We start from the raw sequence: 15,067 nt of genomic DNA on the forward strand, positions 1-15,067 counted from the left end.
CCATTTGGTTTCAACAGTAGGGCTGTACGCCCCATTATGACAAGGATCTCCGGCCCGTAAAAGCGGTTAGGATGGGACGGAGAATACCTACTCGGTTGAGGGAGAAACCGAACAGCCTGACAGCAGGGCGGCAATCAGCACTTGGGAAAGCCGGATCAACTTCGCAGGGAGGGCGGTGGAGGGCCGAAATGGATGGTCAGGTCATCAGGGTCGGCAATGTGAAGCGTTGGCGAGGGAAAGAATTCCTCCTGTCCTACCGGGGGGCGAGGGATGTTGCAGGGGAGTCGACGCGCTTCCAGGTGTAGGGCCCTCCCCATTGCCTCGGGGGGATGTTGTTCTTGCTGCCCACGCGGCTATACCACCAGACTCCCTTGGCTTCCGATCCGTCTTCGCCGAACAACACGTCGAACCCGCCTTCCCGGTCGTTGCCCGTTTGTTTCCACGTCCCCTCGCACCGGCGGTGACGGCACGTGGAGACGGTGATTTCGCCGTTTTGCCAGGTGTAGAACCCATGGCCGTCCTGATCGAGGGTTGCCACGTAGGACTTGTCCTCTTCCTTGATCTCCCACTGCCCTTTGAGATCAGGCTTGTCGCGCTCTGGGGTCGTCGGGGATTCGGCGCAGAGCCGGTCCGGCTGAACAAACCAGAGCACGGCCAGCGCGATCACGGGCACAATGAAGGTCCACGGCGGTCGAGTCATAGGTGCAACCTCATGATAGAAACGGATGACGATTGACGATGGGCCCTGATGGGGTGCCAAGGCTACGCGGCGGCCGAGGCCTTGTCAATGGATCCGGACCGGGAATCGCGATACGCGCAGACGAGTACCGTGACGTTGTCTTCTCCGCCCCGGCGGTTGGCTTCGGCGACCAATGCGCGGCACAATTCGGCCGGGCCTTGTCCGGCCTTGGCCGCCAACAGGGCGAGATCCTGGTCATCGAGCATCTTGGTCAGGCCGTCGGTGCAGAGGATCAGCAGATCGTTCGGTTCCAGCTCGGCCTGTGTGATCTCGGCCTCGACAGTCGGGTCCAAGCCGATCGCGCGAGTCAAGACATGCCGACGTGGATGGGTGGCGGCTTGGTCCCGCGTGAGCAGACCTCGGCGGATATAGTCTTCCACGAGAGAATGGTCACGGGTGAGCAGCCGCAAGGCTCCATGGCGGTAGAGATAGGCGCGACTATCGCCGACGTGCGCGAGGTAGGCGATCGGTCTTGGGCTGTCCCTGATCATCAGGACCACCAAAGTCGTTCCCATCCCGCGCAGGCTTCGAACGGCCGCGCTTTCCTCGAACACGCGGCGATTTGCCGCTTGGACCGAAGCTCGAAGGAACCGTTCGGCGTCCGCCATGGAACCGGCGGCGGGGCCGGAAGGAGGGGCTTCCGCCGCCAGGCGGCGGATGGCCGCAATCGCCAACCCGCTGGCGACATCGCCTCCCGCATGGCCGCCCATGCCGTCGGCGACCGCCCAGATGCCGTGATCGTTCAGGACAAGCAGAGCATCTTGATTGGAAGCGCGTATGAGGCCGATGTCGCTGAGTCCATATCCGATCCATTGTCTGATGGGTGCCGTCATCTGCGCTCGTACCGCGAGAACCTGAAAGCCCGAGCCTTCGCATCGCGACGAGGAAGGACGGGAGAGTCTGTTCGAGTCTGCCAGAGTGGACGGCGGGGAATCCAGCCTTGATTTCACCCCGATGAGCCGCTAGAGTGCCCCCGCCGGATGGTCCGGCGGAAGATGACGAACAGAGTACGAGTGAGCCATGGCCGACACCTCGAAACGCATCAAGATCACCGTCGGACCCGTTCGGGTCGAGGCGGAACTCAAGTCCAATAAGACCGCGGACAGCGTCTATGCGGCCTTGCCTGTCGAGGCGCCGTTGAATACATGGGGCGAGGAGTACTATTGTAAGATAGTGGGCGTGAAGGATTTTCGCGAAACCGCGACAACCAAAGTCAAAATCGGCGACATTGCCTGGTGGGGACCGGGGGAGGTGCTGGCGATTTTTTTCGGGCGGACCCCGATGAGCATGGGATCCGACCCGGTGCCGGCCGACCGCGTCAACGTCATCGGACAGATCGTTGGAGATGCGACGGTCTTGAGACAAGGATTCGATGCCAGCAAGATCACAATCGAAAAAGTGTAACGGGTCGGCGCGCCGCGCGCGAATCCTGCCTGAGCGATATTAGGCTATGCGCTTGTCCAAGGAACGTGTCCGTCATCTCGCCCAGGCTCTCAGCGAACAGCTCCAGACGGAAGGGTTGGTTCGTGTCGCGGGCGACAAAAAGGCCCTGGGGGAAGCGCTGGAGCAGGCGATCACGGACGAACTCCAGGTCGAGGATCGCTTGAACGCCGAGGTGCGGGAACTCTTGAAGGCCTATGCGGATCAGATTGAGCGCGGTCAGGTCGATTATCAAAAGATGTTCACGATGATCAAGACCAAGTTGGCCCGCGACAGGGGACTTGTCTTGTAGGAGCGCCGCGGCCCATGTTGAGCGACGACAAGATCTCGCATCTTTCGCACGTCATCCTGGCGAGCCTTAAACGCACGCCGGCCGCAACGCTGGACGGCGACGAGGCCAAAGTGTTGCGGCTCATTAAATGGGTGCTGGCGTCGGAATTGGAACAAGAAGCCGCGATCGACCGCACGGTGCGCCAACGGCTGGCCTCCTATGCCAGGCCCCTCGTCGAGGGGACACAGGAGTGGGACGTGCTGTATCGGAAGTTTTCAGAAGAGGAACTGCGCCGGCGGATCGGGACCCGCTAGAGCGGCGAAGACGAAGCGGGCGGTCGGATGCAGAAGAGGGCGAACCCCCATGCGTAGACACGGAATGACACATCGGTTGCTGTGCCTGTTGATGCTGTTCATGGCATTGGCGAGCGCTGGCTGTCCTCGGTCCAAACCTCAGCCGCTGATTCCCTTGCCGCTTGACTCGCGCGCGCCCCAGGAGGCCATCGCGCTCACGGAACAGGGAAGCGGAGCCTATCAAAGCCAGCAGTTCGACGAGGCCAAGCAGTATTTTGAGCAAGCGGTCAAAATGGTCCCTCGCCTGGGGGCCGCCCATTACAATCTGGCCCTGGCCCTCAACGCGCTGGGGGATGCCCAGGCGGCGCACGATGAATTTATCGAGGCCGCGACGCTTGAACCGGGACACAAGGTCATCTGGGATTCTCCGGCCTTGAGACCCTACGGCAATCCGGAAGTCTCGCGGCCGGCTCAGGCGCCGCCGAGCGTCAACAACCGGCGGGGACCCACCAGCGGGCTGGGCGGTATCGGATCGGGCAGTTGACCGGATCAGGCAGTTGACCGGATCAGGCAGGCGGTACGTCAAAGGAGCATGAGCATGGCAAAAGAGCTGGCGAGCGGGGATGCGGCACCTGAGTTTGCGTTGCCTGATCAGTCGGGAAAGCCGGTGAGTCTCAAGTCGCTGAAAGGAAAGCAGGTGGTGCTGTATTTCTACCCCAAGGACGACACGCCGGGTTGCACCAAGGAAGCCTGCGGCTTCCGCGATTCCATGGCGCGCCTGACCAAGTCGGGAGCGGTGGTGATCGGGGTCAGCCTGGACGGCAAGGAAGCCCATCAGAAATTCATCGCCAAGTACAGCCTGCCGTTCACGCTCCTGTCCGACGAAGATGCAGCGGTGGCTAAGGCCTACGGCGTGTACAAACAGAAGAACATGTACGGCAAAAAGTACTGGGGCATCGAACGCAGCACGTTCGTGATCGACGAGAAGGGCAAAATCAAAGAGGTGTTTCGCAAGGTGAAAGTCGACGGCCATGTCGACGAAGTGTTGGCCTCATTGAAGTAAACCCTGGTCGAATATCACCCTCTCACTCCCATCGGGCGACCCTTGCCAGTCTGGATCTGCCTTCTCAGCCTGCTCATGAGCTTCTGGTCCGGCGTCGATGTGCGGGCCTCCGAGCGGCGGGCCGTCTCCGTCATCGTGGGAGATAGCCTTGCGAAGGCCGACCGATCCGTGACCATCGAAGCGCTGCTGGTCGAAGAGGGAGTGTTGCGTCAGCAAGGGGTGGGAGGAGAACCATTGATCCTCTGGGTGGACAAGGTCCGTGCCGCGACGGCTATGACGGGGGGTGACGGGCGGGCGTTTTTTCAGTACACCCCCTCCAAACTCGGCACGTTTCGCGTCAGGGTCACGGTCGGCGATTCCCCTCGCGTGGCGGATGCCGAAGGGACCGGGGTCTTGGCGGTGTGGGAACGGCGCCGGCCGATCCTGTTGGTCGAGGGGGCGGCCCTGTTCGCGTCAACGGAAGGTGGCATCACACCAGGGCTGCCTCTGCCTGTGCCCTTGTCAATGACGGTCGAAAAGCCGGCGGAGCACGCGGCGGAAGAATTAGAACGCCTCAGCCGCTTCTACTATCACCTGATTTATCTGGTGCCGCCGGGAGGGGCCGCCCTCAAGAGCGTCCGGCAATTCCGTGAGTGGCTCGATCAACATAAGTTTCCCCAGGGCATCGTCCTGTCGGCCGATCCTGATGTGGACGGATTGCGCAACCTGCTTGAACGGTTGCGGGCCGACGGTTGGGAAAACATCAAGTCCGGCGTGGGAACGACCGCGGCTTTCGCCGAGGCTTTGGTCGCCGAACGGCTGACGGTGGTGGCGATCAACGAGAATGACAGGGTCAAGCTGCCCCGAAAGGCCCGTCGCGTAAAAGAATGGAAGGAGGCGCGCAAGCGGCTGCAGGAATAGGGATATCCGAGAGGAACCAGACCTCCCATCACCGTTCATCGAACGAACAGGCCGCGCGCTCTTTTCTTTTGGCGAGCGCATGCATTAACATATTGAAAGCATGCGGGCCAAAACTACTTTTCACTGCCAGGCCTGCGGGTATCAGGCGGCGCGGTGGCTTGGACGGTGCCCGGACTGCGGACAGTGGAATAGTTTCAAGGAGATCCGCGAAGCTCCCGCCTCCCGCGGCCGTCCCCAGGCCCTTACCGATCAGGTGGCACAGCCCACGGCCCTTGGCGAAATCGAACTGGCGGAGGAACCGCGTCTGCCGACCGGGATCGGCGAATTGGATCGGGTCCTGGGCGGCGGCGTCGTGCCAGGCTCGGTCGTGTTGATCGGCGGCGATCCCGGCATCGGCAAGACGACCCTGCTGTTACAGGCCCTCCCCAAACTGGCCGGGCCGAAAGAACGGGTGCTCTACGTGTCGGGAGAGGAGTCTCCCCGGCAGATCAAAATGCGCGCGAACCGATTGAACGTCGGGACCGATTCGCTGTTTATCCTCTCCGAAACATCCCTCCAGGAAATGCTGAACGTCGTCCGCGAGTTCCAGCCGGCGGCGCTGGTCGTGGACTCGATCCAAACCGTCTATTCCGATCAGTTGACCTCCGCGCCCGGCACCGTGAGCCAGGTCCAGGAAGTGGCGGCGCAGTTGATGTGGCTGGCCAAGCGCGGCGGCCTGCCCGTGTTCATCATCGGGCACGTGACGAAGGAAGGGGCCATTGCCGGGCCGCGGCTGTTGGAACATATCGTGGACACGGTGCTGTACTTCGAGGGGGATCGGGGGCACGCCTACCGCATTCTTCGCGCCGTCAAGAACCGCTTCGGCTCGACGAACGAGATCGGCGTGTTTGAGATGAAGGAGAGCGGCCTCGAAGAGGTCAGCAATCCGTCGGAGCTGTTTCTGGCGGAACGGCCGGAGCACAGTACCGGGTCTGTGGTCGTGTCCAGCCTCGAAGGGACCCGTCCGATCCTCTGCGAAGTCCAAGCATTGGTTTCCTCGACCAGCTTCAGCATGCCCAAGCGGATGGCGAACGGGGTGGAGGTCAATCGGTTGTCGCTGCTGCTGGCCGTCATGGAGAAGCGACTCGGGATGCATGTGGCCGGTCAGGATGTGTACGTGAACGTGGTGGGAGGAATCACGATCGATGAGCCGGCCATCGATCTCGGGCTGGTCGCCGCCGTCACGTCGAGCTTGCGCGAGGTTCCGATCGACCATCGGACCGTCATGATGGGGGAGGTGGGGTTGGGAGGTGAAGTGCGCGCCGTCACCCAGGCCGAGCTGCGGATCAAGGAGGCGGCCAAGCTGGGATTCAAACGGTGCCTCTTGCCGGAACGGAATTTGGCCAAGCTGGACAATCTCGGCAGCTTCGAAGTGGAATTGGTGGGAGTTGAAGAGATCGGAGAGGCGCTTGAAGCGGCGTTGGTCTAAGGTGCGCAACAGAGTCGCCTGGTCGCTCGTGGTGGCGTGGCTGGGCATGGCCGCCTGCGCTGGTCCCGGCGTGAAGCCGAGCGAAGAGTACCAACAGGCTACGGCGGAACAACTGGTGGCGTTGGTGCGGATGCGGGCCGAGGCGACACAGAGCGCGAAAGGCCTGTTTCGCGCCCAGATCAAAGGCCCGGGCCTCTTGCTGCCTGCCCGGGTCGAAGGGGCAGTCTACTATAGTCGCCCGGACGCGATGAGGGTCCGGGGCTTCACGCCGTTCGGCGGAGAGCTGTTCGAACTCGTCGTCAGCCGGAACCTTTATCGTCTGTCGATTCCCGCCGAAGGCCGTGAACTGAAAGGCCACACGGCCCGCCTGGGAGAGGCGGGAAAACTCGGGCGCCCGGTCCAACTGAGTTTGTGGGCCGTGCACGGAGCGTTGGGCTTAACGACGGTGCCGGCCGATGCCCATGTCCTGTTGCACGAAGAAGGAGACCGATACCGGTTGGATGTGCAGAGTCCGGGCCAGGCTGCCGGTGCAATCGGGTCGGCCGATTTAAACGGGTCGACCGGCGCCGATCATCAGGTCGGCACGGACGATGCGAACAGCAACAGCCGGCGGCTCTGGTTCGATCGCCGGACCCTCCTGATGGTGCAGGAAGACCGGCTTTCCGCGAGCGGAGAGGTCGAAGCCGTCATGCGGTTCGAAGATTACCGGCCGGTGGGAGACCAGGTTATTCAGCCTGTAGGAAGTCCGGGGTCGGCCTCGCGATTGCTGCGTCCGTTCAAGATCACCCTGGAAGACGGGCACGGGCGTGGTTCCGTCCGGCTGACCTTTCACGAAATCGTGCCAAATGTCATCTTGCAGCCTGACGAACTGGGCGTGATTTAATCGACGTGATGATGGCATGAAGATTCTCGCTATTGAAACGGCGACAGTTGACCAGAGCGTGGCGATTCTGGACGACGACCGAGTCCTGGCCTTGACCGAGCAGAACGAGCCCAACAGCCATGCAAAGTGGCTCGTGCCGGCCATCGACCGGGCGTTGAGGGATTGCCGGCTGTCGTTGTCCGATCTGGACGGTCTGGCCCTATCGATCGGCCCCGGTTCCTTCACCGGACTCAGGGTTGGGCTGGCAACGCTGTTGGGATTCCGTTCGGTGACAGGGTTGCCGATAGCGGCTGTGCCGACTCTCGAAGCCCTGGCTTCGAATGTGGAGCCTGGGCCATTGCCCATCTGCTCAGTCTTGAAGTGCCGGCAGGGCGAGCTCTATTGGGCGCAATATGAATGGATCGGCGCCGGCGAGCTGAAGGCCATGCTGGAAGAACGGGTCGGACCACCGGCAGCGATCAGCCAAACCCTCCGCAAGCCGACCGTCGTAGTGGGATCGGCCTGGGAACTGTATGGGGATCAGATTGTCACAGCGGCGGACCGCCGCCACGGCCACTTTCAACCGGCCCCACCGGAACGGATGAAGCCGTCCGCCCTGTCAGTCGGACTCCTGGGTCTGGCGCGTTTGAAGAGAGGCGAGCTATTTGAATCGGGCCAGGCTCCGCTCTATGTGCAGCGCGCGGAAGCGGAGATCAAGCAAGGGGTGGTGCCGAGCAAATCGAGGCAGATCATCAAGGGACTGGGAAAGGCCAAGAGACGGCCCACCAAGCAAGCCGGGATCCCAGCCGGTTCATAGCCTGTGAGCCAACGAGGGTGGCTAACCCGCATTATTCATGAACGCTTCTGCTGCTTTGGCCCATTGCAACAGAGGAGCAACCGGCGCCCCGATTCGCTGCTGCGACAAGCCAACATGAGAAGTCGAAGGCAAAGTACCTCTCCGCCGCGATGTGATCGGACGCGGCGGCTCAAGCGAAGCTTGGTATGGCGGGCGTGCTCGCCGCTCGGGTCCGGCCGCCTCACCAACTCGGCGGCGCGCACAGACGTGGCGCTCTTTATTCATCGCGCCGTGCGCCCCTCGGCGTACTGTTTCAAGTACGCCTTGGTCCTTCGCGGCTGTGCTTGGAGGTACCCATTGCTGGGGGACCCGTTGCGGGTTGTTCCATGCAACGGGTCGAACATGCAATGGGTCCAACGCCTGGCGACTGCCGGGTACCCGTTGCTCTTCCCGATGCAACGGGTGCAACGCGACGAATCGTCGTGAATAATGCGGGCTAATAGACCGATGCTGGCTCAAGACTCGGATATTAAATCGACCATTCCGGCGGGATTCGTCCTGCAGCCCGCAACTGTCGGGGACCTGCCGGAGATGGTGGCGATCGAAACCGCTTCGTTTTCGGATCCCTGGACCGCCAGAATGTTCGAAGGGGAGATGACGGGCAACCAATTTGCCCGTGTCCTCGTGCTCCGGCGGCGCGATCACCAGGGAGGCTATGGCCGCCTGGTCGGGTACCTCTGCTATTGGCTCATCTTCGACGAGTTGCGGATCATGAACCTGGCCGTGCAGGAAGCCGATCGGCGTCAGGGGTTGGCCCGCGCGATGGTGGTCCATGCCGTGCAGGAAGGTCGCCGAGCGGGAGTCCGCCACGCGCTCCTTGAAGTGCGCGCGGGCAATCCCGCGGCCCGCGGGCTCTATCGAGGGCTTGGATTTCAGGAAACAGGTGTGCGAAAACACTACTATCGGAACCCATGCGAGGATGCGATTTTGATGCGTGCGGACTTGGTTTCGGAGAATCGGGCGGATTGAATGTCTGGGCGCAGATACGTTCATCCCATTCACCCTCATCCTGACCAGGGAGGTGCCACATGCTCAACGACGAGAGCGTCATCGCCGATCGGCTGCGGGCCACGAACATGGAGTACCGGGAGCTGGAGGAGGCCCACCACCGGCTCGATGCCGAGCTTGCAGATCTGCAAAAGCGACATGTGTTGACGCCGGCCGAGGAACTCTTGAAGAAGCAGATTCAAAAGGAAAAGCTGTCCAAGAAAGACCAAATGGCTGAACTGATCCGGCGCGCCAGGGAAGAGAGGCTCGGCACGCCGACACGGTAAGCGGTTCACTGGACAGGGGCGGGCCGGATCGCGGCATCGCCCCTTTTGTTTTGCTCGGGTGAGACATCATGGCGGCCGTCCTCGCTCCACTTCAAGCGCACATCCGCTCGATCAAGCACCGGTTGCTGGTCATCGCGGGGACCGTGATGGCGGCCTTCGTCGTGCTGTTCGCCTATTCGGCCGAGATGGTGGCGTGGCTGAAGCGCCCGCTCGCGGATGATCTCGTGTTTTATGGCCCGACCGAGGCCTTTTTCGCGTCCGTCAAGGTGGCGCTGTTCGCGTCGGTGGTGGTCAGCCTTCCCGTGATTTTTTACCAGTTTTGGAAATTCGTGGAGCCGGCTCTTCTTCAGAAGGAGCGGCGCTGGGCGATTCCGCTGTTTTGTCTGGCGGCGGGCCTGTTCATGCTGGGATTGGTTTTCTGCAACCTGGTGATCCTCCCGTTGGTCATCGCATTTTTCGTCGATTTCGGCATGGAACGCTCCCTGACCCCGCAGTTGGCGGTCGGCACCTACATCGATTTCAACACCAAGTTCCTGTTCGTGATGGGCTGCGCGTTTGAGTTGCCGCTGGCCATGTCGCTGCTGGCCCGCGCCGGCGTGGTCGGCTGGCAGGTCTTCGCCCGGTACCGGCGGCATGCGATTCTCGCCTCGTTGATCCTCTCGGCGATCGTGACGCCGGACGCCACCATGTTTACCATGCTGTTGATGGCCGTGCCGTTGATGGTGCTGTATGAGATCGGCATCTGGGGCGCCTGGTGGTTCCGCCGATACGCTCCGGCCGCCTCAGCGAACCAATCGTTCACGATCGACGGCGAGTTGCCCATCGAGACCGCCGGGCATCGCATGCGCTAGTCACAGGAGGGCGTATGATTTCGCGCAGAACAGACGAGACCATTCGGCGGCTGGCCGCCGCAGGTCCTGCGGTCCTATGGACGATCGTGGCGACGTTCGGCCTGTTCGGCCTGTTCGAATTGATCGGATGGCAGCCCGGCGACCGTGCCGTCTACGGCAAGGAGGGGGGATTCGTCATCCCGAATCCCGCCGCGAGCATTCAAGCTCTGACCGCGGTGAACGATCAGCTCATCTATGCCGGGACCTTTGGAGCCGGTATTTACCGCAGCGACAATCGCGGCGACCAGTGGGTGGCGGCCAACGAAGGACTGAGCGATCCGTTTGTGTTGTCGCTGGCGACGGCGCGGGACGGCACGGTCTATGCCGGCACCTTTCGCGGGGGGGTGTTTCGCAAGAAGCCGTCACAGGCTGGATGGGAGCCGATCAACGAGGGGCTCAAGCGGTTGGAGGTCAAGGCGCTGGTGGTGAGCAGCGGCCGGTTGTTCGCCGGAACCGGTGACGGGGTCTACGAGGCTTCCGAAGCCTCGCCCAAGTGGTCGGTCGTGACGACCGGTCTCGACGACACCCTGGTGCACGCGTTGGCTCGGTCCAAAGACGGGACGCTCTATGCCGGCACGTCCGGAAAGGGCATCATGCGGTATCGCAAGCAGACGCCCGGCTGGTCGCGCATGAGGCAGGGCTTGAAGGACCATGAAGGGTTGGTGGAAAACTTCATCCGCGTAATCACCGTGGACAAGGACCAGGAACTGTATATCGGGACGTTCGATGGCGGGGTGTTCCACAGCGCGGATCGGGGAGAGAATTGGCGTCCGATCAGCCGGGCGCTCCCGAATGACTCCATCCGCGGCATCGTGGCCGCCGACAAGACCCTGATCGTCGCGACGGGACGGGGCATCTACAAAACCGACAACAAGGGGCAGAAGTGGGTGCCCTTGAACAAGGGGTTGACGGAGCAATCCATCCAATCGCTCGTGGCCTCTCAGAACGGCACGCTCTACGCGGGCACCAACGCCGGCGTCTTCCGCAGCAGCGACGAGGGCGCCACCTGGGTCGGGGTCAGCGAGGGATTGCGGGTCGAACAGGAAGTGCCGTTCACGTTTCAATAACCTCAACGCAGGAGACATCGGAATGACTGCCGTGACTGAAAAAACCCAGGCCACCATTCGCGTGACGATGAAGGGCGAGCCGTTGGGCGAGATCGTGCTGCGATTCTTTCCGGACGTGGCGCCCAAACACGTGGAGAATTTCGTCAAGCTCGCCCGCGAAAAATTTTACGACGGCACCACCTTTCATCGCGTGATTCCCGGCTTCATGATCCAGGGCGGCGATCCGAACAGCAAGAACCCCGACCGCGCCCTGCACGGCATGGGAGGCCCGGGCCACAAGGTCAAGGCGGAGTTCAACAGCAGGCCCCACAAGCGCGGGGCGGTCTCCATGGCTCGGGCCAACGACCCCGACAGCGCTGGGTCGCAGTTTTTCATCTGCGTCGCCGATTCCCACTTTCTGGACTGGAACTATACGGTGTTTGGAGAGGTGGTCAGCGGAATGGAGGTGGCGGACCGGGTCGTGAACGCAAAACGGGACGGCCGCGACAACCCGCTGGAGCGGGTCGAGATGACGGTGACCATTACTGAGTGAAGTGCTGAGTGCTGGGCAATGAGTGCTGAGCGAGGAGACGGGAGAACAACCCGAAGCCTGAATGGTCGCCATGTCCTCCAGAGATGTCGGCTTCGAAGATCGATCGCCTACTCAGCACTCAGTACTCAGATCACAGCACTACTCCTGTTCGCCGGTTGCGCGATTCCGCAGGTGCCGGCGCGCGTCGTGTATGAAGACCCGGTCAACTTCGTTCGCTTGGAACCGGATCCCTATGTGCTGCCCGAATGGCCCCCGTCCGCTCACAGCCACCCGGCCCACCTCGGCGAAGATCTGCTCGAACGCATCCTGACCGGCCTCCAGGTGCAGGAGCGCCGCATCGTGATCCAGAAGAAACTCTTGGGTCTGGCTCCGCGCGAACCGGCCTTCCGCGACGAGGAGCTGAAGCTGCTCGTGCCCAAGCTGGCCGAAGCCCTCGCCCAGGCGAAGTGGAACGAACGGGTGACCTTTTACCTCAGCCGCCCGGAGACTTCAATCAAGCGGGAAATCACGTCGGGAGGGCTCTATCTGCAGGGCTCGCTGCTGCATTTCGTCCTGGCCAACCGGCAGATCATGTACGGCATTCCCGCCTACGGAATGATCTACGACAAGCGGTATCCCATGCGGCCGACGGGACCGAAGGGCTTCAACCTCTATTTCGACGACGGGGCGGCCGTGGTCGAGCAGCGCCCCAGTTGGTTCGACATTCTGATCGGCCTTGAGAAGGATGAACTGATCATCGACCTCAATCGGGTCCAGGAACCGCCGGCCCTGGTGCGGGCGACTCCTGCTACCGCAGCACTTCATCCGGACGGTCGGCCGTGATGAGTCCCGCCGCATAGGCCAGGGTCGCCTGGGAAATCACATAGTCGTATTGCGACTCCGCGAGGCGCGTCTTGGCGGCCGCCACCGCGACTTCGGCCTGCGTCACTTCGACGACGGTGCCCAGGCCCAACTTGTACCGCTGCTGCGACAATTGCAACGCCTCCTGCGCCGTCCGGACCTGCTCCTCCGCGAGTCGGATCTGCTGGGCGAGCGTCAGCGTTTCGAGGTAGGAAGTCGTCACCTGCTGGCTCAGCGCCTGCTCGACGTTGGCGCTGGCCGCCTGCGCCGCCGCCTGTTGGGCGCCGGCTTCCCGCACCTGGTTTTCGATGAGGAAGCCCGTGAACAGCGGCATGGACACCAGGGCCCCCGCCGTCCACCACCCCCCGGTCTGCTGGGCTTGCCTTGGATCAAAGGGATCGAACGTGCCGCCGCTGGCAATGGCGGAGATTGTCGGAAGGTATTGCCGTTTGGTCGCGACGAGCTTGGCCTCGGCCGAAGCCGTGAACTCCTTGGCGCGCCGCAATTCCGGATGGGTCAGGCTGTCCTGTAGGAGAGCGGGAAGCGGAGGCAGGTCGCGGATGGCGACCGGGAGATCCTCCAGCACGTAATCATCCAGGCCTTGAATGCCCATCGCGCGGTTCAACTCGACGAAACTGGCCTTCAAGTCATTGCGGGCCCGCACGAGCTGCGATTCGGCGTTCGTCAATTCGACCTGCGCCAGATTGAGGTCGAGCTTGGACTTGAGCTGTTGCCGATAGAGGGCTCCGATCTGGCCGGTGATCGTGCCCCGCTCCCGGACGGTTTCCTCCGCAATTTGCACGAGCCGTTGCCGCTTGAGGCTGTTGAAGTAGGCCCGTTGCACGGTCAGCATAATGAGCGAGCGGCGCGCTTGCAGGTCCTGTCCCTGCGCCTCGGCTGCGAGTTTGGAGGATTCCACCATGTTTTGCGTGAAGCCGAAGTCGTAAATCCGTTGGTTGGCGATCAGGCCGCCGGCAAACGTGGACTGGTTCTCCTGCAACAATCCTCCGCCGATGAGGAACCGCGGATTGGTCCGCCCGGCCCCCGCGACGGTGTTGGCGTTGGCATAGACCTGCGGGTAGTAGAGCGATTGCGCCTGCTTGATCCGGGCGTCCGCGGCCTTGACCTGCGCCTGGGCTTCCTGAACGGCGGGATGTTGCTTCAGGCCTATTTCGACGGCCTGCCGCAGGGCGAGAAATGTTCCCTTCAGGAGAACTTCCTCCTGTCCGAACGCCATGCCGGCGGTCAACAGGAAGGCACAGAGCGTGAACGAGAGGTGCCGAAAGGCTGAAGTTGAATCGGGATTCATCGGTGACTCCTTGCGCTCATTTCGAGTAGGCGCCGTTGCCATTGGCGCCGTTGGTCCCATTGGAGGCCGGCACGCCGGCGGTTCGCCTCTCAAACCGTTGTGACGAGGCCTGTCCGGCCGGCAGGTTGTACGGAGAGGCCTTGACCGGCGTCCCGTCGGTGAGCTTGGATTTGCCCACGACGACGACCTCGTCCTGCTCCGTCAACCCGCTGACGATCTCCAACCAGGTGCCGTCGCTGATGCCGGTCTGAACGAGTCTCGGCTTCGCCCTGCCCTGGTCCACGACGTAGACCAGCTTGGTCCTGTTGGCCGTGGAGAGGGCGTTCGGCGGGAGGACCAGCGCACCGGGAATTTCGCGGAGCGCCAGGACCACTTCGGCGAAGGTGCCGGGCCGCAAGGCCTGATCCGGGTTCGGCAGGTCGATTTCGATCAGCATGCTGCGCGTGGTCGGGTCGAGCGCCAGCGTCGATCGGGTGACGGTCCCCTCGAATGTCCGCCCCTCCAGTTCCTTCACGTTCACTAAGGCCTTGGTCTTGCCGGGCACTACGAGAGGCGTGTCATCCTGCGGCACGTTGGCGTAGACACGGACCGTGCTGAGGTCCATCACCGTGAACAGCGGAATGGCGGTCGTGGCGGAAGACGTGGCGATCTGGATCAGCGCGCCGGGGTCCGCGAAGCGGGCCGTCACCACGCCGTCGTAGGGCGCCCGCACTTTGGTGTAGTCACGCAGCGCGGCGCGCTGCTCCATTTGGTTCTTGGCGCCTTCATAGGCGGCTTGCGCCACGTCCACATCCTGCCTGGCGATGACGTCGGGCGTGGTCTTCCAGACATTCTCCAGCCGCTCGAAGGTGAGTTTCTTGATCTTATAATCGGCCACCGCCTGTTGGTACTGTTCCTCGATTTCCGGCGCGTCGATGACGGCGACGACCTCGTTCCGTTTCACGCGATCGCCCTTGTCCGGGCCAATCCACTTCAAATATCCGGAGACCTTCGCGTAGAGCGTGGTCTGATACCAGGGAGCGATGTTGGCGGGCAGGCTGACTGTGTAGGCCAGGGTCCGGCGAAGCGGTTTCGTGACCTGCACCTCGACCAACTCCTCCGGGGCGGAAAGTCCTGTCCCGACCGGCGGCGCCGCGCCCCGATCGTCATGAGCCAGCCAGTGGACGCCGAGCCCGGCCAGAATCAGCGCGGCCAAGAATAATCCGGTCCATCGGACTGACGATCGCTGGAAGAAGGAGAGTTGTGCGTCGGCCATGCGCGCTC

General features: G+C 62.4%; 19 protein-coding genes. 15 read left to right on the forward strand and 4 right to left on the reverse strand.

Annotation, left to right across the window (positions count from 1 at the left end):
• Positions 1–253: 253 nt before the first annotated feature.
• Together QWI75_RS09380 and QWI75_RS09385 are read right to left on the reverse strand one after the other, a co-directional pair.
• Entirely contained in the window at positions 254–700 is a 447-nt protein-coding gene (locus QWI75_RS09380; RefSeq protein ID WP_289268436.1) for a hypothetical protein, read from the reverse strand.
• A gap of 62 nt (positions 701–762) precedes the next feature.
• Entirely contained in the window at positions 763–1,572 is an 810-nt protein-coding gene (locus QWI75_RS09385) for a Stp1/IreP family PP2C-type Ser/Thr phosphatase (protein ID WP_289268437.1), read from the reverse strand.
• A 187-nt stretch (positions 1,573–1,759) separates the two neighbouring features.
• Between QWI75_RS09385 and QWI75_RS09390 the strand changes: the two genes are divergently transcribed.
• From QWI75_RS09390 to QWI75_RS09460, 15 genes are all read left to right on the forward strand, one after another.
• Positions 1,760–2,143 carry a cyclophilin-like fold protein gene (locus QWI75_RS09390; protein WP_289268438.1) on the forward strand — a complete coding sequence of 128 codons (384 nt, stop codon included), beginning with the start codon at positions 1,760–1,762 and terminating at the stop codon, positions 2,141–2,143.
• Positions 2,144–2,189: 46 nt separating this feature from the next.
• Positions 2,190–2,471 (forward strand): DUF507 family protein, encoded by a 282-nt coding sequence (locus QWI75_RS09395; RefSeq protein ID WP_289268439.1) that lies wholly within the window; start codon positions 2,190–2,192, stop codon positions 2,469–2,471.
• 14 nt (positions 2,472–2,485) lie between these two features.
• Positions 2,486–2,764, forward strand: coding sequence for a DUF507 family protein (locus tag QWI75_RS09400; RefSeq protein WP_289268440.1), 279 nt, complete (start codon positions 2,486–2,488; stop codon positions 2,762–2,764).
• A 49-nt stretch (positions 2,765–2,813) separates the two neighbouring features.
• Positions 2,814–3,287 carry a tetratricopeptide repeat protein gene (locus QWI75_RS09405; protein ID WP_289268441.1) on the forward strand — a complete coding sequence of 158 codons (474 nt, stop codon included), beginning with the start codon at positions 2,814–2,816 and terminating at the stop codon, positions 3,285–3,287.
• A gap of 54 nt (positions 3,288–3,341) precedes the next feature.
• Positions 3,342–3,806, forward strand: a complete 465-nt coding sequence (gene bcp, locus QWI75_RS09410) for a thioredoxin-dependent thiol peroxidase (protein ID WP_289268442.1) — start codon at positions 3,342–3,344, stop codon at positions 3,804–3,806.
• A 42-nt stretch (positions 3,807–3,848) separates the two neighbouring features.
• Positions 3,849–4,706: a hypothetical protein gene (locus QWI75_RS09415; protein ID WP_289268443.1), complete on the forward strand. Its 858-nt coding sequence runs from the start codon at positions 3,849–3,851 to the stop codon at positions 4,704–4,706.
• A 100-nt stretch (positions 4,707–4,806) separates the two neighbouring features.
• The gene (radA, locus tag QWI75_RS09420) at positions 4,807–6,174 is read left to right on the forward strand and encodes a DNA repair protein RadA (protein WP_289268444.1); all 1,368 of its coding nucleotides are present in this window, start codon (positions 4,807–4,809) and stop codon (positions 6,172–6,174) included.
• 1 nt (position 6,175) lies between these two features.
• Positions 6,176–7,057, forward strand: a complete 882-nt coding sequence (locus tag QWI75_RS09425) for a hypothetical protein (RefSeq protein WP_289268445.1) — start codon at positions 6,176–6,178, stop codon at positions 7,055–7,057.
• Between the two features lie 16 nt (positions 7,058–7,073).
• Positions 7,074–7,853: a tRNA (adenosine(37)-N6)-threonylcarbamoyltransferase complex dimerization subunit type 1 TsaB gene (tsaB, locus tag QWI75_RS09430; RefSeq protein ID WP_289268446.1), complete on the forward strand. Its 780-nt coding sequence runs from the start codon at positions 7,074–7,076 to the stop codon at positions 7,851–7,853.
• Between the two features lie 486 nt (positions 7,854–8,339).
• Positions 8,340–8,861 (forward strand): ribosomal protein S18-alanine N-acetyltransferase, encoded by a 522-nt coding sequence (gene rimI / locus QWI75_RS09435; RefSeq protein WP_289268447.1) that lies wholly within the window; start codon positions 8,340–8,342, stop codon positions 8,859–8,861.
• A 59-nt stretch (positions 8,862–8,920) separates the two neighbouring features.
• Positions 8,921–9,166, forward strand: coding sequence for a DUF465 domain-containing protein (locus QWI75_RS09440; RefSeq protein ID WP_289268448.1), 246 nt, complete (start codon positions 8,921–8,923; stop codon positions 9,164–9,166).
• A 68-nt stretch (positions 9,167–9,234) separates the two neighbouring features.
• Entirely contained in the window at positions 9,235–10,017 is a 783-nt protein-coding gene (tatC, locus tag QWI75_RS09445; protein ID WP_289268449.1) for a twin-arginine translocase subunit TatC, read from the forward strand.
• Between the two features lie 14 nt (positions 10,018–10,031).
• The gene (locus QWI75_RS09450) at positions 10,032–11,123 is read left to right on the forward strand and encodes a ligand-binding sensor domain-containing protein (protein WP_289268450.1); all 1,092 of its coding nucleotides are present in this window, start codon (positions 10,032–10,034) and stop codon (positions 11,121–11,123) included.
• A 67-nt stretch (positions 11,124–11,190) separates the two neighbouring features.
• Positions 11,191–11,655: a peptidylprolyl isomerase gene (locus tag QWI75_RS09455; RefSeq protein WP_370693632.1), complete on the forward strand. Its 465-nt coding sequence runs from the start codon at positions 11,191–11,193 to the stop codon at positions 11,653–11,655.
• Positions 11,656–11,826: 171 nt separating this feature from the next.
• Positions 11,827–12,477: a hypothetical protein gene (locus tag QWI75_RS09460; protein ID WP_289268452.1), complete on the forward strand. Its 651-nt coding sequence runs from the start codon at positions 11,827–11,829 to the stop codon at positions 12,475–12,477.
• Here the strand turns inward: QWI75_RS09460 and QWI75_RS09465 are convergent.
• Together QWI75_RS09465 and QWI75_RS09470 are read right to left on the reverse strand one after the other, a co-directional pair.
• On the reverse strand, positions 12,443–13,804 hold the full coding sequence (locus QWI75_RS09465) for a TolC family protein (protein WP_289268453.1): 1,362 nt from the start codon (positions 13,802–13,804) through the stop codon (positions 12,443–12,445). The two genes, QWI75_RS09460 and QWI75_RS09465, sit on opposite strands and share 35 nt — an antisense overlap.
• A 16-nt stretch (positions 13,805–13,820) precedes the next feature.
• On the reverse strand, positions 13,821–15,059 hold the full coding sequence (locus QWI75_RS09470) for an efflux RND transporter periplasmic adaptor subunit (protein ID WP_289268454.1): 1,239 nt from the start codon (positions 15,057–15,059) through the stop codon (positions 13,821–13,823).
• Positions 15,060–15,067 lie beyond the last annotated feature (8 nt).

The sequence above is a fragment of the Nitrospira tepida genome (assembly GCF_947241125.1).
Lineage (GTDB): Bacteria > Nitrospirota > Nitrospiria > Nitrospirales > Nitrospiraceae > Nitrospira_G > Nitrospira_G tepida.